Annotated in this window: 23 protein-coding genes; 16 read left to right on the forward strand and 7 right to left on the reverse strand. The window is 61.2% G+C overall.

What is annotated here, in order from left to right; all coding sequences use genetic code 11:
* The 10 genes from urtC (at position 1) to ureG (ending at position 8,514) form a co-directional block, all read left to right on the forward strand.
* The gene (urtC, locus tag ACAX43_RS10805; protein ID WP_370708395.1) at positions 1-1,185 is read left to right on the forward strand and encodes an urea ABC transporter permease subunit UrtC; all 1,185 of its coding nucleotides are present in this window, start codon (positions 1-3) and stop codon (positions 1,183-1,185) included.
* Positions 1,182-2,045, forward strand: a complete 864-nt coding sequence (gene urtD, locus ACAX43_RS10810) for an urea ABC transporter ATP-binding protein UrtD (RefSeq protein ID WP_370708396.1) — start codon at positions 1,182-1,184, stop codon at positions 2,043-2,045. Before urtC ends, urtD begins: the two co-directional genes overlap by 4 nt.
* A gap of 42 nt (positions 2,046-2,087) precedes the next feature.
* Positions 2,088-2,780 (forward strand): urea ABC transporter ATP-binding subunit UrtE, encoded by a 693-nt coding sequence (gene urtE / locus ACAX43_RS10815; protein WP_370708839.1) that lies wholly within the window; start codon positions 2,088-2,090, stop codon positions 2,778-2,780.
* 137 nt (positions 2,781-2,917) lie between these two features.
* Positions 2,918-3,799 (forward strand): urease accessory protein UreD, encoded by an 882-nt coding sequence (locus ACAX43_RS10820; protein ID WP_370708397.1) that lies wholly within the window; start codon positions 2,918-2,920, stop codon positions 3,797-3,799.
* 334 nt (positions 3,800-4,133) lie between these two features.
* Positions 4,134-4,436 carry an urease subunit gamma gene (locus ACAX43_RS10825; RefSeq protein ID WP_370708398.1) on the forward strand — a complete coding sequence of 101 codons (303 nt, stop codon included), beginning with the start codon at positions 4,134-4,136 and terminating at the stop codon, positions 4,434-4,436.
* Between the two features lie 18 nt (positions 4,437-4,454).
* Entirely contained in the window at positions 4,455-4,760 is a 306-nt protein-coding gene (locus tag ACAX43_RS10830; protein WP_184007719.1) for an urease subunit beta, read from the forward strand.
* 55 nt (positions 4,761-4,815) lie between these two features.
* Positions 4,816-6,522 carry an urease subunit alpha gene (gene ureC, locus ACAX43_RS10835; protein ID WP_370708399.1) on the forward strand — a complete coding sequence of 569 codons (1,707 nt, stop codon included), beginning with the start codon at positions 4,816-4,818 and terminating at the stop codon, positions 6,520-6,522.
* A gap of 3 nt (positions 6,523-6,525) precedes the next feature.
* Positions 6,526-7,191, forward strand: a complete 666-nt coding sequence (ureE, locus tag ACAX43_RS10840; RefSeq protein WP_370708400.1) for an urease accessory protein UreE — start codon at positions 6,526-6,528, stop codon at positions 7,189-7,191.
* Positions 7,178-7,858, forward strand: a complete 681-nt coding sequence (locus tag ACAX43_RS10845; protein ID WP_370708840.1) for an urease accessory protein UreF — start codon at positions 7,178-7,180, stop codon at positions 7,856-7,858. The genes ureE and ACAX43_RS10845 overlap by 14 nt, the downstream gene beginning before the upstream one ends.
* Positions 7,859-7,869: 11 nt before the next feature.
* Complete coding sequence (ureG, locus tag ACAX43_RS10850) at positions 7,870-8,514, forward strand: urease accessory protein UreG (protein ID WP_370708401.1); 645 nt, start codon at positions 7,870-7,872, stop codon at positions 8,512-8,514.
* A 70-nt stretch (positions 8,515-8,584) separates the two neighbouring features.
* On the opposite strand, the gene waaA is transcribed toward ureG, so the two are convergent.
* The 4 genes from waaA to ACAX43_RS10870 all read right to left on the reverse strand — a co-directional run bounded on the left by waaA (position 8,585) and on the right by ACAX43_RS10870 (position 13,456).
* Entirely contained in the window at positions 8,585-9,898 is a 1,314-nt protein-coding gene (gene waaA / locus ACAX43_RS10855) for a lipid IV(A) 3-deoxy-D-manno-octulosonic acid transferase (protein WP_370708402.1), read from the reverse strand.
* 64 nt (positions 9,899-9,962) lie between these two features.
* The gene (locus ACAX43_RS10860) at positions 9,963-10,847 is read right to left on the reverse strand and encodes a Kdo hydroxylase family protein (protein WP_370708403.1); all 885 of its coding nucleotides are present in this window, start codon (positions 10,845-10,847) and stop codon (positions 9,963-9,965) included.
* A 49-nt stretch (positions 10,848-10,896) separates the two neighbouring features.
* Positions 10,897-11,898: a lipopolysaccharide heptosyltransferase I gene (waaC, locus tag ACAX43_RS10865; RefSeq protein ID WP_370708404.1), complete on the reverse strand. Its 1,002-nt coding sequence runs from the start codon at positions 11,896-11,898 to the stop codon at positions 10,897-10,899.
* Positions 11,899-12,061: 163 nt separating this feature from the next.
* Positions 12,062-13,456, reverse strand: coding sequence for a phosphomannomutase/phosphoglucomutase (locus ACAX43_RS10870; RefSeq protein ID WP_370708405.1), 1,395 nt, complete (start codon positions 13,454-13,456; stop codon positions 12,062-12,064).
* A 290-nt stretch (positions 13,457-13,746) separates the two neighbouring features.
* Between ACAX43_RS10870 and ACAX43_RS10875 the strand changes: the two genes are divergently transcribed.
* Genes ACAX43_RS10875 through galE form a run of 4 tightly spaced genes read left to right on the forward strand, consistent with a single transcriptional unit; the run spans position 13,747 to position 18,050 of the window.
* Positions 13,747-15,009 carry an oligosaccharide flippase family protein gene (locus ACAX43_RS10875; RefSeq protein ID WP_370708841.1) on the forward strand — a complete coding sequence of 421 codons (1,263 nt, stop codon included), beginning with the start codon at positions 13,747-13,749 and terminating at the stop codon, positions 15,007-15,009.
* Positions 15,006-15,836 (forward strand): glycosyltransferase, encoded by an 831-nt coding sequence (locus ACAX43_RS10880; protein ID WP_370708406.1) that lies wholly within the window; start codon positions 15,006-15,008, stop codon positions 15,834-15,836. Before ACAX43_RS10875 ends, ACAX43_RS10880 begins: the two co-directional genes overlap by 4 nt.
* A gap of 27 nt (positions 15,837-15,863) precedes the next feature.
* On the forward strand, positions 15,864-17,012 hold the full coding sequence (locus ACAX43_RS10885; RefSeq protein WP_370708407.1) for a glycosyltransferase family 4 protein: 1,149 nt from the start codon (positions 15,864-15,866) through the stop codon (positions 17,010-17,012).
* Positions 17,013-17,024: 12 nt separating this feature from the next.
* Positions 17,025-18,050, forward strand: coding sequence for a UDP-glucose 4-epimerase GalE (gene galE, locus ACAX43_RS10890; RefSeq protein ID WP_370708408.1), 1,026 nt, complete (start codon positions 17,025-17,027; stop codon positions 18,048-18,050).
* Between the two features lie 75 nt (positions 18,051-18,125).
* Here the strand turns inward: galE and ACAX43_RS10895 are convergent, their stop codons facing one another.
* Positions 18,126-19,754: a methyl-accepting chemotaxis protein gene (locus ACAX43_RS10895; RefSeq protein ID WP_370708409.1), complete on the reverse strand. Its 1,629-nt coding sequence runs from the start codon at positions 19,752-19,754 to the stop codon at positions 18,126-18,128.
* Positions 19,755-20,025: 271 nt separating this feature from the next.
* On the opposite strand from ACAX43_RS10895, the gene ACAX43_RS10900 reads away from it, so the two are divergent.
* Both ACAX43_RS10900 and ACAX43_RS10905 read left to right on the forward strand, forming a co-directional pair.
* Positions 20,026-21,126 (forward strand): glycosyltransferase, encoded by a 1,101-nt coding sequence (locus ACAX43_RS10900; RefSeq protein WP_370708410.1) that lies wholly within the window; start codon positions 20,026-20,028, stop codon positions 21,124-21,126.
* 156 nt (positions 21,127-21,282) lie between these two features.
* Entirely contained in the window at positions 21,283-22,284 is a 1,002-nt protein-coding gene (locus tag ACAX43_RS10905) for an acyltransferase family protein (protein WP_370708411.1), read from the forward strand.
* Between the two features lie 167 nt (positions 22,285-22,451).
* On the opposite strand, the gene ACAX43_RS10910 is transcribed toward ACAX43_RS10905, so the two are convergent.
* Together ACAX43_RS10910 and ACAX43_RS10915 are read right to left on the reverse strand one after the other, a co-directional pair.
* A complete protein-coding gene (locus ACAX43_RS10910; RefSeq protein WP_370708412.1) occupies positions 22,452-24,329 on the reverse strand; it encodes a polysaccharide biosynthesis protein in 1,878 nt (625 codons plus the stop codon).
* Positions 24,330-24,341: 12 nt separating this feature from the next.
* Positions 24,342-25,364: a glycosyltransferase family 4 protein gene (locus tag ACAX43_RS10915; RefSeq protein WP_370708413.1), complete on the reverse strand. Its 1,023-nt coding sequence runs from the start codon at positions 25,362-25,364 to the stop codon at positions 24,342-24,344.
* Between the last annotated feature and the right edge of the window lie 3 nt (positions 25,365-25,367).

A 25,367-nucleotide genomic window follows, 5' to 3' on the forward strand; every position in this document is an offset into this window, starting at 1 on the left:
ATGACATCTGCAACCTCTTCGGCTCACATCGGCGCGCCACGTGGTGGCGTTGTTTCCGGACGCGATGCGAAGTCCGGCTTCGCACTCGGCTTGCCGCCGCGTCCCGCCTTGCTGTCGCGCCGCGCGTGGCTCGCGCTGATCGTCCTGATCATCATGTTCGGTCTCGGCGTGCCGTTCGCCACCCTGGTGGTGCCCGAGACAAGCGCGCTGCATCTGTCCGCTTACGCGATGACGCTCATCGGCAAGTTCATGTGCTACGCGATCGCCGCGCTGGCACTCGATCTCGTGTGGGGCTACTGCGGCATTCTGAGTCTGGGACACGCGTTGTTCTTTGCGTTGGGCGGCTACGCGATCGGCATGTACCTGATGCGTTCGATCGGCCACGAAGGCAAATACGGCAGCGACCTGCCCGACTTCATGGTGTTTCTCGACTGGCACCAACTGCCGTGGTACTGGCAAGGCACGCAGCATCTCGGCTATGCCTTGCTGCTGGTGGTGCTGGCGCCTGCGGTGGTCGCGTGGGTCTTCGGCTTCTTCACGTTCCGCTCACGGGTGAAGGGCGTGTACCTGTCGATCATCACGCAGGCGATGACGTTTGCCGCGATGCTGCTGTTCTATCGCAACGAAACCGGATTCGGCGGCAATAACGGCTTCACCGACTTCAAGCGTATCGGCGGTTTTCCGATTACGCATCCTGGCACGCGCACTGCCCTTTTGCTGATCACGTTCGCTGTGTTGATTCTGGCCTTTATCGGCGCGCGGGCCATCGTCACGTCGAAGCTCGGCCGCGTGGTCACCGCGGTACGTGACGGCGAAACGCGCCTGATGTTCCTCGGCTACAGCCCGCTCGCGTACAAGCTGTTCGTGTGGACCGTCTCCGCCATTTTGTGCGGGATTGCCGGTGCGTTGTACGTGCCGCAGGTGGGCATCATCAACCCGGGCGAGATGTCGCCCGGCAATTCGATTGAAATGGCAATCTGGGTGGCCGTGGGCGGACGCGGCACGTTGATCGGACCGATCATCGGCGCGTTTGCGGTGAATGGCGCGAAGAGCTTCTTTACGGCGAACTTCCCTGAATACTGGCTGTTCTTTCTTGGCCTGATTTTCGTGCTGGTCCCGTTGTTGTTGCCGAATGGTCTCATGGGGCTGATCGAACTCGTCACGCGCAAGAGGAACCGCTCATGAACGAAAACCCGATGGTTCCTGATCTTGCATTACCTGAAGAACTTGCTGAACATGCGTTGAGCGGTGTCGCGAGCATGGGGCACGCGGTGGTGCCGGGCGAGATCGATATTTCGCACGGGACGATTCTGTATCTTGAAGACGTGACCGTGAGTTTCGATGGGTTTCGCGCGTTGAATGCATTGAGCTTGTCGATCGACGCGGGCGAATTGCGGTGCATCATCGGCCCGAATGGCGCCGGCAAGACGACGATGATGGACGTCATCACCGGTAAGACCGAGCCGGATTCCGGCAAGGTCTTTTTGGGGCAGTCGATCGATTTGACGCGAATGAATGAGCCTTCCATTGCGCATGCCGGCATTGGACGGAAATTTCAGAAGCCTACAGTTTTTGAGCAACATCCTGTGTGGGAGAACCTTGAGTTGGCGATGAAGGCCGACAAAGGGTGGTGGGCTTCGTTACGCGCGCGCCTGGATCGTGACGCACAAGCGCGGATTGAAGAAACGTTGGCTTTGATCGGGTTGGAGAGCGAGGCGCGGCGGGTTGCCGGAGCGTTGTCGCATGGGCAAAAGCAACGCCTCGAGATCGGCATGTTGCTGATGCAGCAACCGGCGCTACTTTTGCTCGATGAGCCCGCAGCCGGCATGACCGATGACGAGACCATGCAATTAGCTGAATTGCTTAATCACCTGCGTGGGACGTGTTCGATGATGGTTGTTGAACATGATATGGAGTTTGTCGCGGCGTTGTCGGGTGACACGGGAAAGGTGACGGTGATGGCAGAAGGTCGGGTTCTTGCCCACGGCACGCTTGATGAGGTAAAGCGGGACGAGACGGTGATCGGGTCTTATCTCGGGCGTTGACTACCTCACAATAAGAACACCAGAATTCAAGGGTTGAACGAAATGCTGGAAGTCGAAAACCTGAACCAGTACTACGGCGGCAGCCACATCCTCCGAGATGTGAAACTCACCGTGCCTGACGGCAAGCTCACTGTCCTCTTAGGCCGCAACGGCGTGGGCAAAACAACGCTGCTCAGATGCCTGATGGGCGTCGTCCAAACCAGGAGCGGCTCAATCGCCTGGCGTGGAGCGCCAATCACCAAGCTCCCAACCTACTCGCGCGTGGAAAAAGGCCTGGCCTACGTTCCGCAAGGCCGCGACATTTTTCCCCGACTGACAGTCGAGGAGAACCTGTTGGTAGGCGCCGCCAGCAAAAAATCCCCCAGGAAGATCCCGGACCGCATCTACGAACTCTTCCCAGTCCTGAAGGATATGCGCAGCCGCCGCGGCGGCGACCTCTCGGGCGGCCAGCAACAGCAGCTCGCGATCGGCCGCGCACTGATGAGCGATCCGCAGTTGCTCATTCTCGACGAACCCACCGAAGGTATCCAGCCGTCGATCATTCAGGACATCGGCCGCACACTGCGTGAGCTGGTCGAGGAAATGGGCATGACAGTGCTGCTCGTCGAACAGTATTACGACTTCGCCAAGGACATCGCCGATCGGTATTGGGTCATGAGCCGCGGTGAGATCGTCGCGGGCGGCGAAGGCGCCCACATGGATACGGATGGCGTGCGCGCACTGATCGCCGTCTGACGGGCGCATGCAGTACTGCGTGCTATTCTCGCCGCATCCTGTGGCAACTCGGTCAGTCGTTGCCTGATGCGCGCTGGCACGCTTCGCCATTGTCCATTAGCGCGTCCATTAACGCGTCTATTTGCACTTCCATTCGCATGTCGCTTCACGAAAACCACACTACGCTCGCCACCGCGCAACGTGCCGCGCACTCGCAATGGCGTGCGCGCCTCGAACTCGGCTTCGTCAAAGAGGGCGAGCGGACCACGCTCAAGCATCGGCGGCATGAGGGGCCCCTGCGCGTGCAACGGCCGCTCTACCCCGAAGGCCATGCGATCTGTCATGCGGTGATCGTGCATCCGCCAGGTGGGATCGCGGGCGGCGATCATCTCGACCTCGATGTTGCAGTGGGCGACGGTGCGCATGCCGTGATTACCACGCCTGGCGCGACCAAGTGGTACAAGTCCAATGGCCGTGCTGCACGGCAGAATATTGCGGTGCGGGTCGGCGCACATGCGAAGCTCGACTGGCTGCCGCAGAACAATATCGTTTTCGATCACGCGAATGCGATGCTGGATTTCTCCCTGACGCTCGGCGAGGGTGCTACGGCGATCGGCTGGGATGCTACCCAGCTCGGGCGGCAAGCGGCGGGTGAACGCTGGTCGGCTGGTCATTTGCGCGCCGTGTCGCGGATCGTTGAGGCGCATGGCGAGGCACTGTGGCTCGAACGCACAAGTCTTGCGGCGGAGGATCCGTTGCGGGATGCCGCGCAAGGGCTTGCCGGGTTTCCCGCATACGGGACGCTTTGGGCGGTGGGGGCAGCTTGCGATGACGCGCTCGCTGAAAAGCTGACTGCCCAACTCCCGTTCGATGATTCACTGCGGGCCGCTGCTTCTTGTGTCACGAATGGCGTGTTGCTCGTGCGGGCGGTGTCGCGGTCGATGGAAACGTTGCAGCAGGCTTTGACTCAATGCTGGCTTCAGTTGCGGCCCGTGGTGCATGGGGTCGAAGCGGTGCCGCTTCGGATTTGGTCGACTTGAGTCCTTCGCCGGCGTAAGACCGAAAACGCACCTAATTGGAGCACCCGTACGCTCCAATTAGGTGCGCCCGCCCTCCTTCCGTCCCGGCAGCCCCCGTTGCACCGGCATGGCACATACCTTGCATAAAAATCCCGACGATGTTTCCGCATCCTGACGGCGGCCGATCTGTAAGCGCGTCGTTAGCCGAACTTGTTACCGTAGCCGGCTTATCCGGCATTGCACTTGTCGTGGACGCATCCCATGCGCAGCATGCGATCGCGGCCATGACACGCAGCGCCAATCATTGTCGCAACCGGCCCCGTCCGGGACCGGCGCAACCCAACGCATACATTCGATGAAGCTGACACCTCGCGAGAAGGACAAGCTGCTGATCTTCACCGCCGCGCTGCTCGCCGAACGGCGCCGCGCCCGCGGTCTCAAACTGAATTACCCGGAAGCGGTCGCCTTCATCACCGCCGCGCTGATGGAAGCGGCCCGTGACGGCAAGACCGTCGCCGACGTAATGCACTACGGCACCACGCTTCTCACACGCGCCGACGTGATGGAAGGCGTGCCGGAGATGATCCCCGATATCCAGGTCGAAGCCACGTTCCCCGACGGCACCAAGCTCGTCACCGTTCACCATCCGATCCCCTAATCGTGTAAGGCAGCCCCCATGATTCCCGGCGAACTCCTCATCGACGACGGCGAACACGAACTCAACGCGGGTCGCGCCACCGTCACGGTGGTCGTGTCGAATACCGGCGACCGCCCGGTGCAAATCGGCTCGCACTATCACTTCTACGAAGTGAATGAAGCACTGTCGTTCGATCGCGAAGCGGCACGCGGATTCCGGTTGAACATCGCGGCGGGCACCGCCGTGCGCTTCGAGCCCGGCCAGGAACGCACCGTCGAACTGGTCGCACTGGCGGGCGAGCGCATCGTCTACGGCTTCAACGGCAAGGTGATGGGCAAGCTCTGATGCGCGGCGCGCGCACGCTTGCCTTGACCACCCTGCTCATTTCCGGACCCCCACCATGACATTACGCATTGGCCGCCGCGCATACGCGGAAATGTTCGGCCCCACCACCGGCGACCGCGTACGCCTCGCCGATACCGAGCTGCTGATCGAAGTCGAACGCGACTTCACGACCTATGGCGAAGAAGTGAAATTCGGCGGCGGCAAAGTGATTCGCGACGGCATGGGCCAGTCGCAACGCGTGCACGCCGATGTGGTCGATACGGTCGTGACGAACGCGGTGATTCTCGATCACTGGGGCATCGTCAAGGCCGACATCGGCATCAAGAACGGCCGTATCGCCGCAATCGGCAAAGCCGGCAATCCGGACATTCAGCCGAACGTGACGATTGCGATTGGGGCGTCCACCGAAGTGATCGCGGGCGAAGGCCTGATCGTGACGGCGGGCGGCATCGATACGCACATTCACTTCATCTGCCCGCAACAAATTGAAGAAGCGCTCGCGAGCGGCGTCACGACGATGCTCGGCGGCGGCACGGGGCCGGCCACCGGCACGAACGCAACGACTTGCACGCCGGGGCCGTGGCATCTCGAACGGATGCTGCAAGCGGCCGATGGTTATCCGATGAATCTCGGTTTTCTCGGCAAGGGCAACGTGAGCCAACCGCAACCGGCGCTCGAACAGATCGCCGCGGGTGCGATCGGATTGAAGCTGCACGAAGACTGGGGCACGACGCCGGCTGCGATCGACAACTGCCTCTGCGTCGCCGACGATACCGATACGCAGGTCGCGATTCACACGGATACGCTGAACGAAGCAGGTTTTGTGGAAGCGACCGTGGCGGCATTCAAGGGCCGTACGATCCACACGTATCACACGGAAGGCGCGGGCGGCGGCCACGCACCGGACATCATCAAAGTGTGCGGTGAAGCGAACGTGCTGCCCTCCTCCACCAATCCTACGCGCCCGTATACCGTCAACACACTCGACGAGCATCTCGACATGCTGATGGTGTGCCACCACCTGGACCCGTCGATCGCGGAAGACATCGCGTTCGCCGAATCGCGGATTCGCCGCGAGACCATCGCTGCGGAAGATATCCTGCACGACCTCGGCGCGCTGTCGATGTTGTCGTCCGATTCGCAGGCGATGGGCCGCGTGGGCGAAGTGATCATCCGCACGTGGCAGACCGCGCACAAGATGAAAGTGCAACGCGGTGCGCTGCCGGAAGACAATGCGCGCCACGACAATTTTCGCGCGAAGCGCTACGTCGCGAAGTACACGATCAATCCGGCGATCACGCACGGCATCTCGCATGAAGTCGGGTCGATCGAGCCGGGTAAGTGGGCCGATCTGGTGTTATGGGAACCGGCGTTCTTCGGCATCAAACCGTCGCTGATTCTGAAAGGCGGCATGATCGCGATGGCACAGATGGGCGATCCGAATGCGTCGATTCCGACGCCGCAGCCGGTCCACTACCGCGAGATGTTCGCGACGCGCGGCGGTGCGCTAGCGCGCACGTCGCTGACCTTCATTTCGCAGATGGCCGCCGATGCGGGCGTCGGCGAACGCTATGGGCTGAACAAGCGTATCGTTGCCGTGAAGAACTGCCGCAACATCTCGAAGGCCGACATGATTCATAACGCGTGGCGCCCGGCGATCAGCGTCGATCCGGAGACGTATCAGGTGATCGCCGACGGTCAGTTGCTAACCTGCGAGCCGGCCACCGTGCTGCCGATGGCGCAACGCTACTTCCTGTTCTAAACCATGCGCACACTCGACAAACTGATCGCACCGCATCTGAAACTCGCGCCCGTGCTGGTGAAGCGCGCGCCTACATTGACGCTCGCATTCGACGACCGCCGTAAAAGCCGTCTCGCGGCAACGCTCGACAACGGTGAGGAGGTCGCATTGCTTTTGCCGCGCGGCACGGTGCTGCGCGACGGCGATGTTCTGATCGCGGATGATGGCGGGCTGGTGCGCGTGGTCGCCGCGCCCGAAGCGGTGCTGTACGTCCGCGCGAAAGATGCGTTGACGCTGACACGCGCCGCGTATCACCTTGGCAATCGTCACACACCGGTCGAAATGGGTGCCGACTATCTGAAGCTTGAATACGATCCTGTTCTTGCCGATATGCTTAAGCGCATCGGGGCAAGCGTGGATCAGGTATCGATGCCGTTCCAGCCGGAATCGGGCGCATATGGCGGTGGTCACAAGCATGGTCACGATGAGACCTTCGCTGAAGACTATGCGCTCGCGCAGCAGGTGTTCGATGAGCATCATGGGCATGACCACTCGCACGATCACGAGCCTGTTCATCGTCACGCGCAAGGTCACTCGCATGACCACGACCAGGCGCACGATCACGGCGACGATCACGTACACGACGAATCGTGCGGCCACGGGCATCACCCTCATCATGCGCATCGCTGAACTCACGGCGCTGCTGCATCTTGCGTCGCCGGCATTGCCGATTGGCGCATTCAGCTACTCACAAGGTCTCGAAGCCGCGATCGAAGCGCAACTGATCACCGACGCCGATTCCGCACGCGCCTGGATCGCGAGCGGCTTGACCGATGTACTCGCGCGTGGCGAACTGCCGTTTCTGGCTCATCAGATAGAACGCTGGCGTGCACACGACATGGACGGCTTACGTGAGGCGAATGGCGAGTTTCTGGCGAGCCGCGAGTCGGCCGAATTGCGACGCGAAACGGAGCAGATGGGCTGGTCGCTGCGTCAGTTATGCGCGTCTTTGGAATGGGGCGACGCCGAACGGCGCGCGACACTTGCGTCAATGACGCCTTTAGCTCAACCCACAGCTTTCGCTTTCGCAGCGTATGCACACGACGCAGCCACCGACGCCGCCCTCGCCGCTTACGCATTCAGCTGGGTGGAGAACCAGGCCGCCGCGGCCTTGAAAGCGGTGCCGCTCGGCCAGCTCGCCGGACAACGCATCATCGTCGCCTTGCGCGAGCCGATCGACGCCGCCGTCACGCGAGCATTGGCCACCTCGCCCGAAAACATCAACACCTTCGCGCCACAATTAGGCATTCTGTCGGCGCGTCACGAGTCGCAGTATTCGCGGCTCTTTCGCTCATAAAAAGATCCATCATGAACACATCTCATCATCCCGCTCTCCGCACGAAAAAACTGCCGCCGTTGCGCGTGGGCGTCGGCGGCCCGGTCGGCTCGGGCAAGACCACGCTGCTCGAAATGCTCTGCAAGGCCATGCGCGAGCAGTACGACCTCGTGGCGATCACCAACGACATCTATACGAAAGAAGACCAGCGTCTGCTGACGGTGGCGGGCGCGTTGCCGGCCGAGCGGATCATGGGCGTCGAAACGGGCGGCTGCCCGCATACGGCGATTCGTGAAGACGCATCGATCAACCTGGAAGCTGTCGACCGCATGCTGACGCGCTTCCCCGATGCGGACATCGTGTTCATCGAATCGGGCGGTGACAATCTCGCTGCGACCTTCAGCCCGGAATTGTCGGACCTGACGATCTATGTAATCGACGTGGCAGGTGGCGAGAAGATTCCGCGCAAGGGCGGCCCTGGCATTACGAAGTCGGATCTTCTGGTAATCAACAAGACCGACCTCGCGCCGATGGTCGGCGCGAATCTGGAGGTGATGGCTTCGGACGCGAAGAAGATGCGCGGCGAACGGCCCTTCGTGATGTGCAATCTGAAGGCGCTCGATGGACTGGATGGGGTGGTGAAGTTTATCGAGAAGAAGGGGTTGTTGAAGGTTTGAGGCTTATTTGTCCAGCCAGAGGCACATATATCGGTGAGCCACGTCATCCGGATCGAGGCATCGCTTCGCCTCATTCCGGCAACAACGCCATCAACACATCCACCGTTCGCGCAGTAGCGCCGCGGTGGCGCGCGGCAAACGCCGAAGCCGCGCCGCCCATCGCCAGCCGCCGCGCCCTGTCGCCGAACAGTTCGCGCAACGCCCGCGCCAGATCGGCCGGATCTTGCACTTGCACGGCCGCGCCAGCCGCGACGGCATCCGCCGTGGCTTGCGTGAAGTTGAACACATGCGGCCCGATCAACACCGGCACACCCACCGCACACGCTTCGATCAGATTCTGCCCACCCAGCGGCAGCAAACTCCCGCCGATAAACGCGAGATCCGAAGCGGCATAGTAAGCGCCCAACTCACCCATCGAATCGCCGAGCAGCACGTTCACCGTCGAAGGCAATGCAGGCACACCGCCGCCCGCGGCCGAAGCCGCCGAAGCAACCTTCGCGTCGGGTGCCCAGTTGGAACGCCGCTCGATATGCAAGCCGGCCTTCTCAACCAACCCCGCCACTTCATTAAACCGTTGCGGATGACGCGGCACCAGAATCAGCAGCGCATCGTCGATACCGAGCGCCGCAAACGCCTGCAGCACCCGTTCTTCTTCACCTTCACGCGTACTCGCCGCGACCCACACGGGCCGCGCGCCGATCGCCGCGCGCCACGCATGACCACGCGCCGCCAGTTCCGGCGGCGTACTCATATCGAACTTCAGATTGCCCAGCACCGCGACATTACGCGCACCGAGCGCAGTCAACCGCTGCGCATCCGACGGACTCTGCGCCAGCACCCGCGCAAACCCGCCGAACACGTCCTTGGTCGCATGGCCGAACTTCGCCGCGCGCTTATACGAACGCGCCGACATCCGCGCATTGGTCAGCACCAGCGGCACATCCGCGCGACGGCATTCGTCGATCAGCGTAGGCCACACTTCGGTTTCCATCACCAGACCGAGCGACGGCCGCCATGCCCGCAAAAACCGCCGCACGGCATGCGGCATGTCGTACGGCAAAAAGCTGCGCAACACACGGTCGCCGAAAATCTGCTCGCCGGTGGCGCGGCCACTCGGCGTCATATGCGTCAACAGAATTCGCGCGTCGGGGCGCGCCTTCATCAACGCGTCGATCAGCGGCTGCGCGGCACGCGTCTCGCCCACCGACACCGCATGCACCCAGATCAGCGGCGCATTGTCTTCCGGCAACCGGCCGCGCGAGTAACCGAACCGCTCGCCGATATGCTCACGATAGCCACGCTCCTTGCGCGAACGGATCAGCAAGCGCAGCACGGCAAGCGGCGCGACGATCCACCAGAGCGCGTTATAAATAGCCCTCAGCATCGGGGCTCCGCACGCTTCAGCGCGAAGGCGAGTTTCACAGCGCGACCGAAAAAGACAGCGGCGCTCAAACCAGCGCCTTGCCCTTCAGGCGCTCGAGAATACCGAGCGGCGCGCATTCCGGCTGCGCCATCGCCTTGACCGGCAGGAAGAAGGTCTGTTCCAGCATGAACTGGCCTGACATCACCGCATGCGAAGTCTGGTCGGAGAAACACACCCACACGCTGCCCGGCGGAAAGGGCATGGTCTCTTGCGGGCTCGACTTCTGATACGCGAGGTCAGCCTTCATGCCGTCGTGCAGATTCAGCATCAGATGGTCGTATTCGCTGCGCGGCGATTTGGTCACGTGCAGCAGATTCAGCAGCCACGCCGAGCCCGGCATCTGCGGTTTGATGCGCGGCAGGAAGCGTTTGGCCATATCTTCGAACGGTTCGCCGACGCGCCACACGCGCGGTGCACCATGCGGATTGACGTTGGTGAACACGCGCAGAATGCGCTCGCCGTAATTCGGCCGCGACGGAAATGCATCGACATGCAAACGGCTATCGTCTTTGCGCCAGGACGTCTCGCGCCCTTCCACCTGATGCAACCGCAGGCTCGTCGGCGCCACGCGCAGCTTGCCGTTGTATTCGGGGAAGAGTCCATCGACCAAAGTGCGCGCATTGGCCTGATAACGCGCGATCAACGCGCGCACCGCCGATTGCGTCACAGCGTCGCCGGCCACGCCGTGCAGCGCGCCGCCATTCGGTTCGAGACTGATGTTCTTGCGGCTCGGGTCGGCCAATGCGGGATCGAGCAACGCCTGTTCGCCGCCTTCGATCGCAAAGCGCAGATTCGGGAAATACAGTACTTTGCCGCGTTCGACGCCGGCCAGCAGCATCTCGCGCGGCACGGACAGATTGCGTCCGTGCCAGTCAGCGTTCGCTACTTCGATGATCTGGGTTTCGTTCATGGTCGCCCTTGAAAACGGATGGAGCGTAAGGCGAAGCGCCCACAGCGCATTACAGCAGGCCGAAGCCGGCCAGCGCGGACTTGACTTCTTGCAGGGTGGGCGGCTTGCCGGCCGTGCCGAGATTGGCCACGTTCGGCGACCAGTAGCCGCCCGTGCGCCACGCGGTGGCGAAATTGTACAACTCGACTGTTGGCCGCTTCAGCGCTGCGGCGATGTGAACTAGACCTGTGTCAACGCCGACGGTCGCCGCGGCGCCCTCGATCAGGCCGACCACCGCCGGCAAGGACAGCTTGGGCGGCACGATGGCCGCAGCGCCGAATTCCCTGGCCAGACGTTCGCTGGTGGCACGCTCTTCCTCGCTGCCCCACGGCAGCACGATCGACGCGCCGCGCCGCACCAATGACTGGCCGAGTTCGATCCACGCGGTATCGGGCCATTGCTTGTCGGCGCGCGAGGTGGCGTGCACGAACACCACGTACGGCACCGGCAGGTTCAGATTCGCCTCCGACAGCGCCAGCGCGGCGCGTCCGCTGTCGATGCCGAAGTCGATCTCGTCGGTCGGTTGCGGCGGTGGGTCGTTCAGCGCCGCGGCCACCAGTTGGCGCGTGCGTTCGACCACATGCGTGCGCGGCTCGATCGGCACACGCTTGTCGTAGAAGAAGCGCACCGGCCATTCGAAGCCCGCGCCGTCCGTGCGGTTCGCGAGGCCGACCAGCGGGCCGCGCGCCATGCGGGCGACCCATGCAGTCTTGATGAGCCCCTGGCAGTCGATCACGAGGTCGTAATTCCCGGCGGCGAGCGCGCGGCGAAACGCGCCGATCTCGCGCCAGTTGCCGATGGACAGGATGCGCTTGCGCCAACGCCGCAGCGACACGGGAATCGCCCGGCGCACGCCGCTGACCAGCTCCACGAGCCCCACGAAGCTTTCTTCGACGAGCCAGTCGATCTGGGCATCGGGATGGCGGCGTCGGATGTCGGCGATCACCGGCATGTTGTGAACGACGTCGCCCAATGACGACACCCTCACGATCAATATCTTTTGCACGCTCAAGTGTGGGAAAACCGGCTATCCGGCCCGAAGATGCGGTGAAGGGAGCGCAATTCTAGCGCGCCACGGGTCAATAACATGAAAAAACGCGGCGCGGTATGTGAAACCCGCGCCGCGTGTTCGACGGCAGCCGCAGCTCATGAAGAACCCGGCGCCGCTCAAGCGTTTAGAACGGCAGCTTCGCGTCAGGCTTTTCCGCCATGATCACGCGGCGGAAGTCTTCCTGGATGCGTTTGAGCGCTTCGTCGCTATCGGCTTCGAAACGCATCACCACCACCGGCGTGGTGTTCGACGAGCGCGCGAGGCCAAAGCCGTCCGGATACTCGACACGCAGACCGTCGATCTTCACGACCTCGTCCGCGCCGGTGAACTTCGCGTTTTGCTGCAAACGCGCGATCAGTTCGAAGTTTTCGCCTTCTTCGAGCTTCAATTGCAGTTCCGGCGTGGAATTCGAGTTCGGCAGCGCGTTCAGCAACTTGCTCGGATCGGCCACGCGCGTGAGGATTTCCAGCAGACGCGCGCCCGTGTACAGCCCGTCGTCGAAACCGTACCAGCGGTCCTTGAAGAACACGTGGCCGCTCATTTCGCCCGCCAGCGGCGCGCCGGTTTCGCGCAGCTTGGCCTTCACCAGCGAGTGGCCGGTCTTCCACATCAGCGGTTCGCCGCCCTTGTCCTTCACCCACTTGGCCAGATTGCGCGTGCACTTCACGTCGTAAATGATCTGCGCGCCCTTGTTGCGCGACAGCACTTCTTCGGCGAACAGCATCAGCTGACGGTCCGGATAGATGATCTGGCCGTCTTTCGTGACGACGCCCAGGCGGTCGCCGTCGCCGTCGAACGCGAAGCCGATTTCAGCGTCCGTTTCCTTCAGCGCGCGGATCACGTCCTGGAGGTTTTCCGGGTGCGCCGGGTCCGGGTGATGGTTCGGGAAGTTGCCGTCGATTTCGGTGAACAGTTCCACCAGTTCGCAGCCGAGCTTCCTGAAGAGCTTCGGCGCGAGGCCGCCTGCGACGCCGTTGCCGGTGTCGACCACGATCTTGATCGGGCGCGTGAGCTTGATGTCGCTGGTAATGCGATCCAGATAGGCGTCGGCGATGTCGTACTCGGTGTACGTGCCGCTGCCCTCCGAGAAGTTTTCGTCGACGATGCGCTGATGCAGCGCGAGAATCTGCTCGCCGTAAATGGCCGCGCCGCGCAGGACCATCTTGAAGCCGTTGTAGTCAGGCGGATTGTGGCTGCCCGTCACGACGATGCACGAATCGACGCGGCGCTCGCCGCCGTCGAGCTTCAACGGCACGCTGGCCGCAAAGTAGCCGACTGGCGTGGGCACCATGCCGACGTTCACCACGTCGACACCGGCCGCACGCAGACCGTCCGACAGCGCCTGGACCAGATCGGGACCCGACAGGCGGCCGTCACGCGCGACCACCACGGCGTCGCCGCCTTGCGCCCGCACTTCGCTGCCGAATGAGCGACCGATCGAACGCGCTGCGTCGACGTCGAGCGTCTTGCCGATTACACCGCGAATGTCATACGCCTTGAAAATAGATTTGGAGATCATGTTGGCTCACTTGCGTGCAATGGAGAATTTTGACCGGCGCATCGCCGAGGGATCGGTAAAACCATCTGGAAAACGAGCGATGCGCGCTTGCCGGAAGCGGTCCGGTTCCAACTTATAATTGCGCCTTTCGGACCTGGCTGATAGACGCCTATTCTAATGCTTAGACGCCCTCCTTTTGGAAAGTTGCCGCGACAGTCGGCCTGCGGGTGGGCGTTCGCGCACATTGCCGGCGCGCAAACGGCGCCGTGCTGCGCACAACGGGCGCAACCGCATTGGCGAGCGTCGACCGGATGCTGACGCTCAAGCGTTTCGCCAATCCCGACGTCACCCGCGCCTTCGCCAATATCGTCTGGCTCGGGCTGGAGCGGCTCACGCAGATCGGCGTCGCGATCGTGATCAGCGGCATCCTGGCGCGCTACTTCGGGCCGGACACCTTCGGCAAATGGCAGTACGCGAATACGCTGCTGCTCGTGCTTTCGCCGATCACCTGGGTGTGCGGCGCGGAAATTCTGGTGCCCACCATCGTCAGCCGGCCGCCTGCGCAGCTGGGCACCGTGCTCGGCAGCGCCTTCGCGCTGCGCATTTCTGTTTCCATAGCGGCGCTGCTGCTCACGTGGCTCGGCATCGCCTTGCACTTCTTCGATCCGCTCGTGGGCGCCATGCTGGCCGGCCTCGCGGTGACGATGCTGTTTCGCGAACCGTTCGTCGGCGTGATCAACGCGTGGCTGCAAAGCATGACGTACAGCAAGCCGCAGTTGCTCACCAGCATGAGTACTGCCGTGCTGAAGGCCGGCTTCGTCTATCTGCTGGTGCGCGCCGCGGCCACGCCCGCGCGCTTCGGCTGGCTGTGGGCCGCCGAATCGGCGCTCATCGGCGCGGTTCTGCTGATCTTTTACATCCGCCGGCATGGCGGCAAGCTCGGCTGGCACGTCGACCGCTCGCTCTTCAAGCACTTTGCGACCGCAGGCACGGTGTTCTGGCTCGGGCTGATCTGTATGTATCTGTTCCTGAAACTCGACAGGCTGATGCTCGAACGGGCGATTTCCTTCGCCGACCTTGGACGCTATTCCGCCGCGCAGCAGTTGAACGAAAACTGGATCACGCTCGCACTGATGCTCGCGCAGACGATTGCGCCCGCCTTCGTCTACCGCGTGCAGGACGCCGCGCATTTGCGCCGCAACGTGTGGCGGCTCACGGCGATGACCGCCGCGCTGATGGTGAGCGGCGCAATCGTGCTGGATCTGCTGGCTGGCGTTATCATCCGCCGCGTATTCGGGCCGAACTTTGAAGGCGCCATCGAGATTTTCCGCTGGGCCGTATGGCTCTCCGTGCCGGCTGGAATCGAAGCGATCGGCAATCTGATCGTGCTGAAATACCAGGCCAAATTCGTGCTGCTCTCGAAGTGGCTGCTGGCGCTGGCCGTTGCGTTCGCGGTCAATCTGCTGGCGATTCCACGGCTTGGCGCTTACGGTGCGCTGGTGGGTCTCGCGGCCGGTTATCTGGCGGCTGCGTCGGTTAATCTTTATTACATCCGCTTCAAATTGCGCCCATGACGAATTCATCCGCCGCCGGGCATATTTCCCTCGACGACGTCGCGGTACTCATGCCCGCGTACAACGGCCAGGCCGACGTCGACCTCACGCTGGCGTCGTTCAGCGAAAGCGCGCTCGTGCATGTGCTGATCGTCGATGATGGCAGCACGCCGCCCATCGTCGCGCCGGCCATCGCCAACATGCAGATCGAGGTGCTGCGCATGCCGCAGAACGGCGGCATCGAGCGTGCGCTGCAAACCGGCATCGACGCCCTTGCGCAGCGCGGCTTTCGCTACGCAGCACGCATCGACGCGGGCGACCTCAGCGTGCCGCAACGGCTCGCCAAACAACGCGCCTTCATGGAATTGCATCCGCACGTCGCCGGCCTCGGCATGTGGACGCAGGTCGTCACGCGGGAAGGCAAACCGCTCTTCATGCTGACGCCGCCCGCCGAGCCGAATGAGATTCGTCGTTTGCGCTTCTTCCGTTCCTGTCTCGCACATCCTTCGATGATGCTGCGCATCGACGCGGTACGCGCAGTGGGCAACTATCGCGCGGCGTATCCGTCCGCCGAAGACCTCGATCTGTTCATGCGCCTGATGGAGCACCATGACTGCGCGAATCTGCCAGAGCTCGGGCTCTACTACGAGCTGAACGAAGGCGGTATCAGCGCGACGAAGCGGCGCCGCCAGGTGAGCTCGACGTTGCGGCTGCAACTGCGCTACTTCAACGCCGCCAATCTGTACGACTGGCTCGGCCTCGCAAAAAATCTGCTGCATCTGGTCACGCCCTACCGCGCATTGCAGCGGGTCAAGCGCTCTTTGCTCGCGCCGCGTGCGAGCCATTAATCCCTTCACCGTCGAGCCCGTTCCCGCATGAAGCCTGCCTTTAAGTCGACGCCCGCGCTGCGCATTACACTCGTCTGCAACACCGCCTGGGCAATCTATACGTATCGGCAAGGGCTGATCCGCATGCTGGTTGGACGCGGCGTCGACGTGACGGTCCTCGCGCCGCGCGACCGCACGTTCGACCTGCTCACCGCGATGGGATGCCGTTGCATCGAATTGCCGGTGGCCTCCAAAAGCACCAGCCCACGCGACGACCTGCATACGCTATGGTCGTTGTATCGTCTGTATAGAAGCATCCGCCCGCACGTCGTGTTTCATTACACGATCAAGCCGAACATCTACGGCTCGATCGCCGCGAAACTGGCCGGCGTGCAGTCGGTTGCGGTGACAACCGGGCTCGGCTACGTGTTCATCCAGCACAGCCGCGCAGCGCTTGTCGCCAAAAAACTGTACCGTTTCGCCTTTCGCTTTCCGCGTGAAATCTGGTTTTTGAATCGCGACGACCAGGCAGCGTTTGTCGATCAGAATTTGTTGGTGCATCCTGAGCGTGCCCGTCTCTTGCATGGCGAAGGCGTCGATCTCCAGCAGTTCGCCTTCACGCCGCTGCCCGAGCGGGCCGAATTCAAATTCGTGCTGATCGGGCGGCTGCTGTGGGACAAGGGCGTGAGCGAATATGTCGAAGCCGCACGGCATTTGCGTGAACGTTATCCCCAGGCCCGGTTCCAATTGCTCGGTCCGGTCGGGGTCGACAACCCGAGCGCGATCACCCGTGAAGATGTCGCCGCGTGGGAGCAGGAAGGCATCATCGAGTATCTTGGAGAGGCGCACGACGTGCGGCCCCTGATTGCCGATGCGGACTGCGTCGTACTGCCGTCGTATCGTGAAGGTGTGCCGCGCACGCTGATGGAAGCATCGGCGATGGGCCGGCCGATTGTTGCGACCAACGTGCCTGGCTGCCGGGAGGTGGTGGCAGACGGCGTCAATGGATTGCTGTGCGAAGTGCGCAATGCAAAGAGCCTTGAGGCGAAGCTGGCGCAGATGCTCGACATGAGCGGGCCTGAGCGCCGCGCGATGGCTGAACGCGGTCGGCAGAAAGTCGCGGAAGAATTCGACGAACGCGTCGTCGTCGAACGATATAAAGACCTGGTGCAAAAAATGACGGGCGTTTTACTTTAAGGGAGCAGCAGCATGACCACGAAGGGTACGATTCTGGTAACGGGCGGCGCAGGATTTATCGGCTCGCACACAAGTGTCGAACTGCTGAACGGCGGTTACGACGTCGTGGTAATCGACAATCTCGTGAACAGCAATCGCGAATCGCTGCGGCGCGTGGACAAGATCACCGGCAAGGCCGTGACCTTCTACGAAGCCGATGCGCGCGATGAAGCGGCGCTCAACCGTATTTTCGACGCACACCCGATCACCGGCGCCATTCACTTTGCCGCGTTGAAGTCGGTCGGCGAGTCGGTCGCCAAGCCGATCGAGTACTACGGCAATAACGTCGGCAGTTTGCTGACGCTGCTCGGCGTGATGCGCGAGCGCAATGTGAAGCAGTTCGTGTTCAGTTCTTCCGCGACCGTGTATGGCGTGCCGAAGCGCTCGCCGATCGATGAATCTTTTCCGCTGTCGGCCACCAATCCGTACGGGCAGTCGAAGCTGATGGCCGAACAGGTTTTGCGTGACCTGGAAGTGGCGGATGCTTCATGGCGGATCGCCACGCTGCGCTATTTCAATCCGGTCGGCGCGCACGAGAGCGGGTTGATTGGCGAGGATCCGGCTGGGATTCCTAACAATCTGATGCCTTATGTGGCGCAGGTTGCCGTGGGTAAGCTGGCAAAGCTGCGGGTGTTCGGCGGCGACTATGAGACGCCCGATGGCACAGGCGTGCGGGACTATATTCACGTTGTAGATCTGGCGCGCGGGCATCTGGCCGCGCTGGATGCGCTGGTTAAGCGCGATGCCAGTTTTGTCGTGAATCTCGGGACTGGGCAGGGGTATAGCGTGATCGATGTCGTCAAGGCGTTCGAGAAGGCCTCGGGGCGGCCTGTACCCTATGAAATCGTGGCTCGCCGGCCGGGCGACGTGGCGTCGTGTTTTGCCGATCCGGCGGCGGCTTTGGAGGTGATCGGCTGGCGCGCCGAGTTTGGGATCGAGCGCATGTGCGCGGATCATTGGCGGTGGCAGTCGGCGAATCCGCAGGGGTTTAGCGGTTGATTTTTGCCTTTGGCTGCGGCGTCGTCGGTTTGTTCATGGCAAACAGACGACCCGCCATCGTGCAGGGCAAAAAGATCAGGAAGCCGCAAGCGCTGCAGGCACGCCCACCATTTCGGCCCCACGCGCGGCCGCATACCCTCCTTGCTTCGCCAGAGGATCGGCAACCTTGAACACCGCCACAGCATCCCTCAAAACGGCGGCCTGCTCCTCAAGCGACTTAGCCGCGGCAGCGGCCTCTTCAACCAATGCAGCGTTGTGCTGCGTGACCTCGTCGATCTGGGTGATCGCCTTATTCACCTGCTCGATTCCATCGCTCTGTTCCAGCGCTGCTGCCTCGATCTCTCCCATGATCCCCGTCACGCGTTCGACCGATTGCATCGCCTCATTCATCGTCCGGCTCGCCTCGGCCACCAGCGAAGCCCCCTGCTGTACCTGAGCCGCCGAATCGCCGATCAACGCCTTGATTTCCTTGGCCGCCGTGCCCGAGCGCTGCGCCAGACTGCGCACTTCCGAGGCCACCACCGCGAACCCACGCCCCTGCTCGCCGGCCCGCGCAGCTTCCACCGCCGCGTTCAACGCCAGGATGTTGGTCTGGAACGCAATCCCTTCGATCATGCCGATGATCTCGGCCACCTTGCGCGATGACTCGGTGATCCCATCCATCGTTTCGGTGACGCGCGACACAACGGTACCGCCGCGCGTCACCGTATCCAGTGCGCCATGCGCAAGCCGATTCGCCTGCTTCGCGTTGTCCGCGTTCTGCTTCACCGTCGCCGAGAGCTGGTCCATGCTCGCCGCGGTCTGCTGAAGTGCCGCCGCCTGCTGCTCGGTGCGCGACGACAGGTCGGCGTTGCCCGAGGCGATCTCATTCGCGCCCTGGGTAATCGCCGTCGTGCTGCCGCGCACCTTCGACACCGTCTCCACCAGGCCGTCGCGCATCTTTGTCAGCGCACCGAGCAACTGGCCCATCTCGTTGCGCGACCGGCTCTGGATCGCGATCGTCAGATCGCCCGCGGCAATGCGCTCGAAGTGCTTGATGGCCGCATTGACCGGCTTGATGACCGCCGCCGACAAACCGATCCGCGCCATCACCCCAACCACGATGGCAATCGCGCCGATCGCCGCGAACAAAAGCGTCGCCATCCGGAAGCGTTGCGCGGCCGTTTCGGCCTGCTGACGCTGACTATCCATCTGCAAGCGTTGAAGCGCGTCGATTGCCTTCGAATAGGTCGCGTAGAACGCGTTGGCCGTTTCGCCCTGGATGTTGCGGAACGTGTTGAAGTCGAAATCGGTCAACGCCTTGAACGCAGGCTCGACCGCTTTATCGACGAGCGCGGTGCGCGCCTGCTCGACGGTCTGTGCGAGCTTCTTCTCGGCCTCGCTCGCGAACGGACCGGCCATGTAGTCGCGGAAGTCCGTGTTCGATTCGACCAGCACCTTGTGCGCGGCCGGCAACAGATCATCGGTTTGCTTGCCGACGCTAAAGAGCGTCTGATAGGAGCCGAGCGCGAGTTGCACTTGCAGCAGCTTCTCTGAACTCGCCTTCAGATGCGACAGCGCAACCGCGCGGTGCTGCGTTTCGTCGAGGCTGCTATTCGCCAGCTTCAGGGCGCCATAGCCGACGCCGATCACAATGAGCAGGAACGCGACGAATACGCTGATCACAAGTGTCAGGCCGCCACGAATGGTGATGTTGTTTAGCATTGTGTCTCCGGAACGTCTTATTTAAGCGGCGGCGAACCCCGTGATGCACCGGCGACGGTCCTTTTTTCGCCTTCAACTATACTTCGCCGCATCCAGGTTAACGGCCTTCCGGAGACCGCGTTAAATAGGTGAAATCCATGACAGGCATGGGTTTGCGGGCGATCTAAGCGCCACTATCTGGGATTTTTCTCGCGGCCGGAGCGAGTGCTGCTTTTCAGGACAGTGCGCGTTTCGTTTGTATAATTCGGCGTCTTCGCTCAGGCCCACTTTCATGCTTAGTTTTGCGCTCGGCTTTCTCGTTTCACTGCTGATCACGCTGTTGATCGTGCGCTATGCGCATCTGCATGAGAAATTCTCCACCGATTCCGATCTGGCCGGCGTGCAGAAATTCCATGTGCGTCCGGTGCCGCGCATTGGCGGGGCGGGCATTCTGGTTGGGCTGATCGTGTCCGCGGTGCAGTTGCATCATGCGTATCCCGCTGTGTCGAACGGCATTCTCGGGCTCATTGCGTGCGGCATGCCGGCGTTCGGCTCGGGATTGGTCGAGGATTTGACCAAGCGCGTCTCGCCGCTTGCGCGGCTCGCTTGCACGATGGCGGCGGCCGCCCTCGCCTATTTCCTGCTGAATATCGCCGTCACGCGTATTAGTGTGCCGCCGCTCGATTTCCTGCTCTCGTATGCGGTGATTTCCTGTGCGGTCACTGTGTTGGCTGTCGCGGCGCTCGCCAACGCGATCAATATCATCGATGGTTTCAATGGCCTGGCTTCCATGGTCGCGTTCATGATGTTCGCGTCGCTGGCTTACGTGGCGTTCGAGGTGTCGGATCCGATCGTGCTGTCGGCGTCGTTCATGATGATGGGCGCGGTGCTTGGGTTCTTTATATGGAATTTTCCGGCGGGGCTGATTTTTCTTGGGGACGGGGGCGCGTATTTCATCGGCTTCATGCTCGCCGAACTGTCGATCATGCTGGTGATGCGTAATCGCGATGTGTCGGCGTGGTACCCGGTGCTGCTTTTTATGTATCCGATCTTTGAGACGTGCTTCTCCATCTATCGGAAGAAGTTTATTCGTGGGATGTCGCCGGGGATTCCCGATGGCGTGCATCTGCATATGCTGGTTTATAAGCGGCTGATGCGCTGGGCGGTGGGTGTGCGAACTGCGCGGGAGTTGACGCGGAGGAATTCGCTGACTTCGCCGTATCTATGGCTGCTTTGTCTGATAGCAGTGGTGCCGGCGACGTTGTTCTGGCGGCATACGCTGCATTTGTTTTGTTTTGTGGTGGTGTTTGCGGCGACTTATGTCTGGCTCTATATGAGTATTGTGCGGTTTAAGTCGCCTAGGTGGATGGTGGTTAGGAAGGGGAAGGGGTGAGCAATCCTGGGCTGCAGGCAAACCTGCTGCTAAGTCTCGGGGTCGACCCCGTCTTACTCGGTGCGATTCATTCCAGCCAGCAAGCGTCGGCAACAATGTCAAAGAATTTTTGCATTTTGGATATAATTCGTAGATTACAGTTCCCACGAAATCCAGATGCACCGCAACAACTACAACCTGCTGCGCCTGATGTTTGCACTCGCGGTGATCTTCTCGCATTCCTTCGCCCTGCTAGGACAGACCGAACCGGTACTCTGGGACCGTAGCTTGGGTAACTTATCGGTTCACGGCTTTTTTGTCATCAGCGGCTATCTGATCACGGAAAGCTATCTAAGGAACCCCAAGCCATTCGCGTTCGTCACGAACCGCTTTCTGCGAATCGTGCCGGCGTTATTCGTCGCACTGCTCTTCTCGCATCTGGTTTGGCATTTGTGCGGCGGCTTTAAAACCAATCCCGTCCCTTATATCGCGAACGGTCCGATCTGGACTCTGACGTGGGAAATCGTCTGCTATTTGCTGGTTCTTCTGACGGGCTTGATCGGCGTGCTGACCCCGGCAGGGATGCCAGTCGCGTTCTTCGCCTCATGGCTGCTTTATTTGACGCATCTTCATGATGCGTCGGATGCATACGCCGTGATCGCGCCTTTGCTGATGATGTTCATCTCAGGCGCATTTATCCGTGTCGCCAAAGACAGGATAAATCTGACGGCGGTCTTTTTGCCGGCGCTTGCTCTACTGATCTTTGCGGCAGCCCCCTATACGTCAGATTTAGGTCTCTCCCTAGTACGCCACAATATCGCATTCCTTTGGGGACCTAGCGTGACCGACAGTGAGGCACGCCGCGTTATCTACCTCGCAGCCCTGCCGTTGGTCTTGGCGTATCTCGGCGGCGTTGCCAAACCGTTGGTCAATCTCCGGGATGACATTTCGTATGGCACTTATGTCTATGCATGGCCGGTGTCCCAAACGATTGTCTTCGTCTCGCGGAGCCGCGGGTTCGACCTCAACGTTGCCGAACTGCTGATCGCCACACTCGTTATCACGCTGCCCTTGGCGTGGCTTTCATGGAAGATCGTTGAACAGCCGATCCTCAAACTGAAACGACGCTCCCCGAAGAAGCCCGATCTCAATGGTGCGGGACCGACGGCGCGGGCGTAACGGCTGTTGGATTCGGCGCATGGGAAAAAATGCGCCGACTGATGCGGCCAAACGTCCCCTTCAATGTAGGATTGGCTGCCATGTAGGCATCCACGATGGTTGCAATTCTTCGCGGCACCGACGCTTGCCGTGTAACTCGCATTCGCGCCGGCAGCGATGATCAACCTTTACGAAGCTCGCGAGATTGCGTCAACCGCGCGCAACGCTGGCGCAACCGCCGGTTGATATTCAGGCACCCAGCGACGCAGGTCCCGACGCACCTCATCATCCCCCGGCACGCGGTGCTGCATGAGCCACGGCAACAACTTGTCCAACAGATCATCCGACACTTCACGCGCTCGCGCAATGCGCAGTTTTGGATGGGGCGTACGGGTCGTGGTTTCATCGCAGGCCAGCAACTCCTCGTACAGCTTTTCACCGGGGCGCAAGCCAGTGAATACGATACGGATCTGTTCCTCGCTAAAACCGTACAGACGAATCAGATCGCGCGCCAAATCGACGATCTTGACCGGTTCGCCCATATCCAGAATAAAAATTTCACCGCCGTGCCCCATGCTTGAAGCCTGTAGCACCAGTTGGGATGCCTCTGGAATCGTCATGAAAAACCGTGTGATTTCCGGGTGCGTTACGGTGACCGGGCCACCCTTGGCAATCTGATGCTGGAACTTCGGAATTACGCTGCCAGCGCTGCCAAGGACATTGCCGAAACGCACGGTTTCGAACTGCGTGCGCGCGCTGGTCTGTTGCAGAGCTTGGCACGTCATTTCCGCCAGGCGCTTGCTCGCCCCCATCACATTGGTCGGATTGACCGCCTTGTCGGTTGAAATCAGCACGAAATGCTTCACGTCGTGGCGTATTGCGGCCCGCGCAACGCGATACGTACCAAGCACATTGTTGCGCACGGCTTGCCACGAGTTGAATTCTTCCATCAACGGCACATGCTTGTAGGCGGCTGCGTGAAAGACGATGTGCGGCGTATGCCGCGACATCACCTGATCAAGCAGCAGCGAATCCTTTGCATCGCCGATCACAGGGATAACTGACACACCGGGAAAGCGCTCATGCAATTCTTCGGTGAGGCGATAGATCGCAAATTCGGACAAGTCGTACGCGAGCAACTGGGCCGGCTGAAAACGCAGGATCTGCCGACACAATTCGGAACCAATCGACCCGCCGGCGCCGGTGACCATGACCACACGATCATGCAACAGCGCCTCAACGTGCGGCGTATCGATCGTAACCGGATCGCGACCTAGCAAATCCTCCAGATCGATCTGCCGGACGCGCGACAGAAACCCTTGACCTTGAGTGACATCGGTCAAAGCCGGCAGCACCAACGCATGCACGCCTGCACGTACGCAGAGCGTAGCAACGCGACGCTGAACTTCCACTGAAGCGGATGGTATGGCGATAATCGCGTATTCGGTTTTCAGCGACTCGGCCATATGCGGCAATTCGCTTATCGAGCCAAGTACCTTATAGCCGTAGATCTCACGACCGTGCTTGGAAACGTCGTCGTCGAGCAAGCCGACAAGACGCCACTCGCTTGAGCGCGACAGTTCGCGTGCTAGGCTGGCACCAGCGTTACCGGCACCGATCACGACAACCGGCTTGCCTTGCGCGACCAGTCCACCATACAAATAAAACTCCTTGGTCGCCCGATAGAGCGCGCGCGAACCACCCATCGCCAGAAACAGGAAGAGCGGTGACACAACCAGAACCGAGCGCGGCACGATCGGCACTGGTTGAACCATGACGGAAACGACTACCGCCACCAGCGCGCCGGTAATCACCGCTTTTGAAATGCGCATCAGGTCCGGCAGGCTCGCGAAAACCCACATGCCACGGTACAGGCCGAAGATGCGAAACATGACGCCGTAAGCCGGCAGAACCCAAAGGAGTGAGTGCATGGCACCCACCCTGAAATCTTCAGGGACCATGCCATTGAAGCGGATGACATACGCGGTGATCCACGAGGCCGCGACGGCGCATAGGTCGAAAAGGAAAGCGCTGAAAGATAGCCAAGTGGCCTTGTTTCTAAACATCAGCGTCATACCTCAGTTGTCGGACAGTGTTGATTGGAGACGACGCCAGCGCGTATCAACCACTACGCCTGCCAAGCAGAGAACGACGACCCAAACAGCGACAGCGCACCCCTGAAAAGTTGCGGGACGGCCAAGTAGAAACACAGCAAGCATTATGCCCGTTAGCATCACGGCGTACCATGTCAACGCAGTTCTGGCGTGCCCCATACCGGAACGCACCATACGTTGATAGTAGTGCTCCCGGTGCGCCTGCCAGAATTTTTCGCCGCGAAGCAGCCTGCGCGCGAGCGTGACCGATGCGTCGGCGATAAACGGTGCGAACACGAGAATTGGGAACCAAAGCGGCCAAGCTCCCCCCCGCCACCCCCAATAGCCAAATGCACCGGCAAGATAACCAAGCGAGACCGAGCCAGCGTCGCCGAGAAAAATGCGTGCGGGGTGGAAATTAAACAACAGAAAGCCCACTGCGGTGCCAGCGACGATTGCTGCGGCGACTGCCAACTCCATCACAGGGTGCGCACTCAACAGCGCACCGGCTGCGTAACCCGCAAACCCGAAGAACGCCATACCGCCGGCGAGGCCGTCCGCTCCGTCCATGAAGTTGTAAAGATTGACTAACCAGATCATCAGAACAGAAAGAATTGCGAGGATCCACCAAGGAGCCTCGGCAGGAAACAGCACGACCAGCACCGCCACCGCGACCAGATGCGCCAGGAATCTGACTCGCGCCGGTAAGCCGCGCCGGTCGTCGACCTGCGAGATCGCTGCCAGGAAGGCGGTGCCAAGCGCCGCGCACCATAGGTCTGGCGCCAGCAGCAAAGTGGCGCCCACGATAACCGGCACCATGCCCCAACCACCCACGCGCGGCGTCGGCGCATAGTGAAGCGATCTGTCATTAGGTATGTCCGTAGCGAGCCGCCAGGCCAAGCCTGTCCGCAAGAGCGTCCACAAGATCATGCAGCACACACCTGCCGCGGCGAACGCGACTAGCAGGAGTACGGCCCATGTCGGAACGGTAGAAAAATACGCCAACATTAA

It is taken from the genome of Paraburkholderia sp. IW21, assembly GCF_041321145.1.
GTDB lineage: Bacteria > Pseudomonadota > Gammaproteobacteria > Burkholderiales > Burkholderiaceae > Paraburkholderia.

Coding starts and splice junctions, on each gene's coding strand:
- ACAX43_RS10845 (WP_370708840.1), top strand. CDS start 7,178: ATGCGCATCGCTGAACTCACGGCGCTGCTGCATCTTGCGTCGCCGGCA.
- ACAX43_RS10880 (WP_370708406.1), top strand. CDS start 15,006: ATGACGAATTCATCCGCCGCCGGGCATATTTCCCTCGACGACGTCGCG.
- ACAX43_RS10910 (WP_370708412.1), bottom strand. CDS start 24,329: ATGTTTAGAAACAAGGCCACTTGGCTATCTTTCAGCGCTTTCCTTTTC.
- ureE (WP_370708400.1), top strand. CDS start 6,526: ATGCGCACACTCGACAAACTGATCGCACCGCATCTGAAACTCGCGCCC.
- ACAX43_RS10885 (WP_370708407.1), top strand. CDS start 15,864: ATGAAGCCTGCCTTTAAGTCGACGCCCGCGCTGCGCATTACACTCGTC.
- urtD (WP_370708396.1), top strand. CDS start 1,182: ATGAACGAAAACCCGATGGTTCCTGATCTTGCATTACCTGAAGAACTT.
- galE (WP_370708408.1), top strand. CDS start 17,025: ATGACCACGAAGGGTACGATTCTGGTAACGGGCGGCGCAGGATTTATC.
- ACAX43_RS10905 (WP_370708411.1), top strand. CDS start 21,283: ATGCACCGCAACAACTACAACCTGCTGCGCCTGATGTTTGCACTCGCG.
- ACAX43_RS10915 (WP_370708413.1), bottom strand. CDS start 25,364: ATGTTGGCGTATTTTTCTACCGTTCCGACATGGGCCGTACTCCTGCTA.
- urtE (WP_370708839.1), top strand. CDS start 2,088: ATGCTGGAAGTCGAAAACCTGAACCAGTACTACGGCGGCAGCCACATC.
- ACAX43_RS10830 (WP_184007719.1), top strand. CDS start 4,455: ATGATTCCCGGCGAACTCCTCATCGACGACGGCGAACACGAACTCAAC.
- ACAX43_RS10895 (WP_370708409.1), bottom strand. CDS start 19,754: ATGCTAAACAACATCACCATTCGTGGCGGCCTGACACTTGTGATCAGC.
- ureC (WP_370708399.1), top strand. CDS start 4,816: ATGACATTACGCATTGGCCGCCGCGCATACGCGGAAATGTTCGGCCCC.
- ACAX43_RS10870 (WP_370708405.1), bottom strand. CDS start 13,456: ATGATCTCCAAATCTATTTTCAAGGCGTATGACATTCGCGGTGTAATC.
- ACAX43_RS10860 (WP_370708403.1), bottom strand. CDS start 10,847: ATGAACGAAACCCAGATCATCGAAGTAGCGAACGCTGACTGGCACGGA.
- ACAX43_RS10820 (WP_370708397.1), top strand. CDS start 2,918: ATGTCGCTTCACGAAAACCACACTACGCTCGCCACCGCGCAACGTGCC.
- waaA (WP_370708402.1), bottom strand. CDS start 9,898: ATGCTGAGGGCTATTTATAACGCGCTCTGGTGGATCGTCGCGCCGCTT.
- urtC (WP_370708395.1), top strand. CDS start 1: ATGACATCTGCAACCTCTTCGGCTCACATCGGCGCGCCACGTGGTGGC.
- ureG (WP_370708401.1), top strand. CDS start 7,870: ATGAACACATCTCATCATCCCGCTCTCCGCACGAAAAAACTGCCGCCG.
- ACAX43_RS10825 (WP_370708398.1), top strand. CDS start 4,134: ATGAAGCTGACACCTCGCGAGAAGGACAAGCTGCTGATCTTCACCGCC.
- ACAX43_RS10900 (WP_370708410.1), top strand. CDS start 20,026: ATGCTTAGTTTTGCGCTCGGCTTTCTCGTTTCACTGCTGATCACGCTG.
- ACAX43_RS10875 (WP_370708841.1), top strand. CDS start 13,747: ATGCTGACGCTCAAGCGTTTCGCCAATCCCGACGTCACCCGCGCCTTC.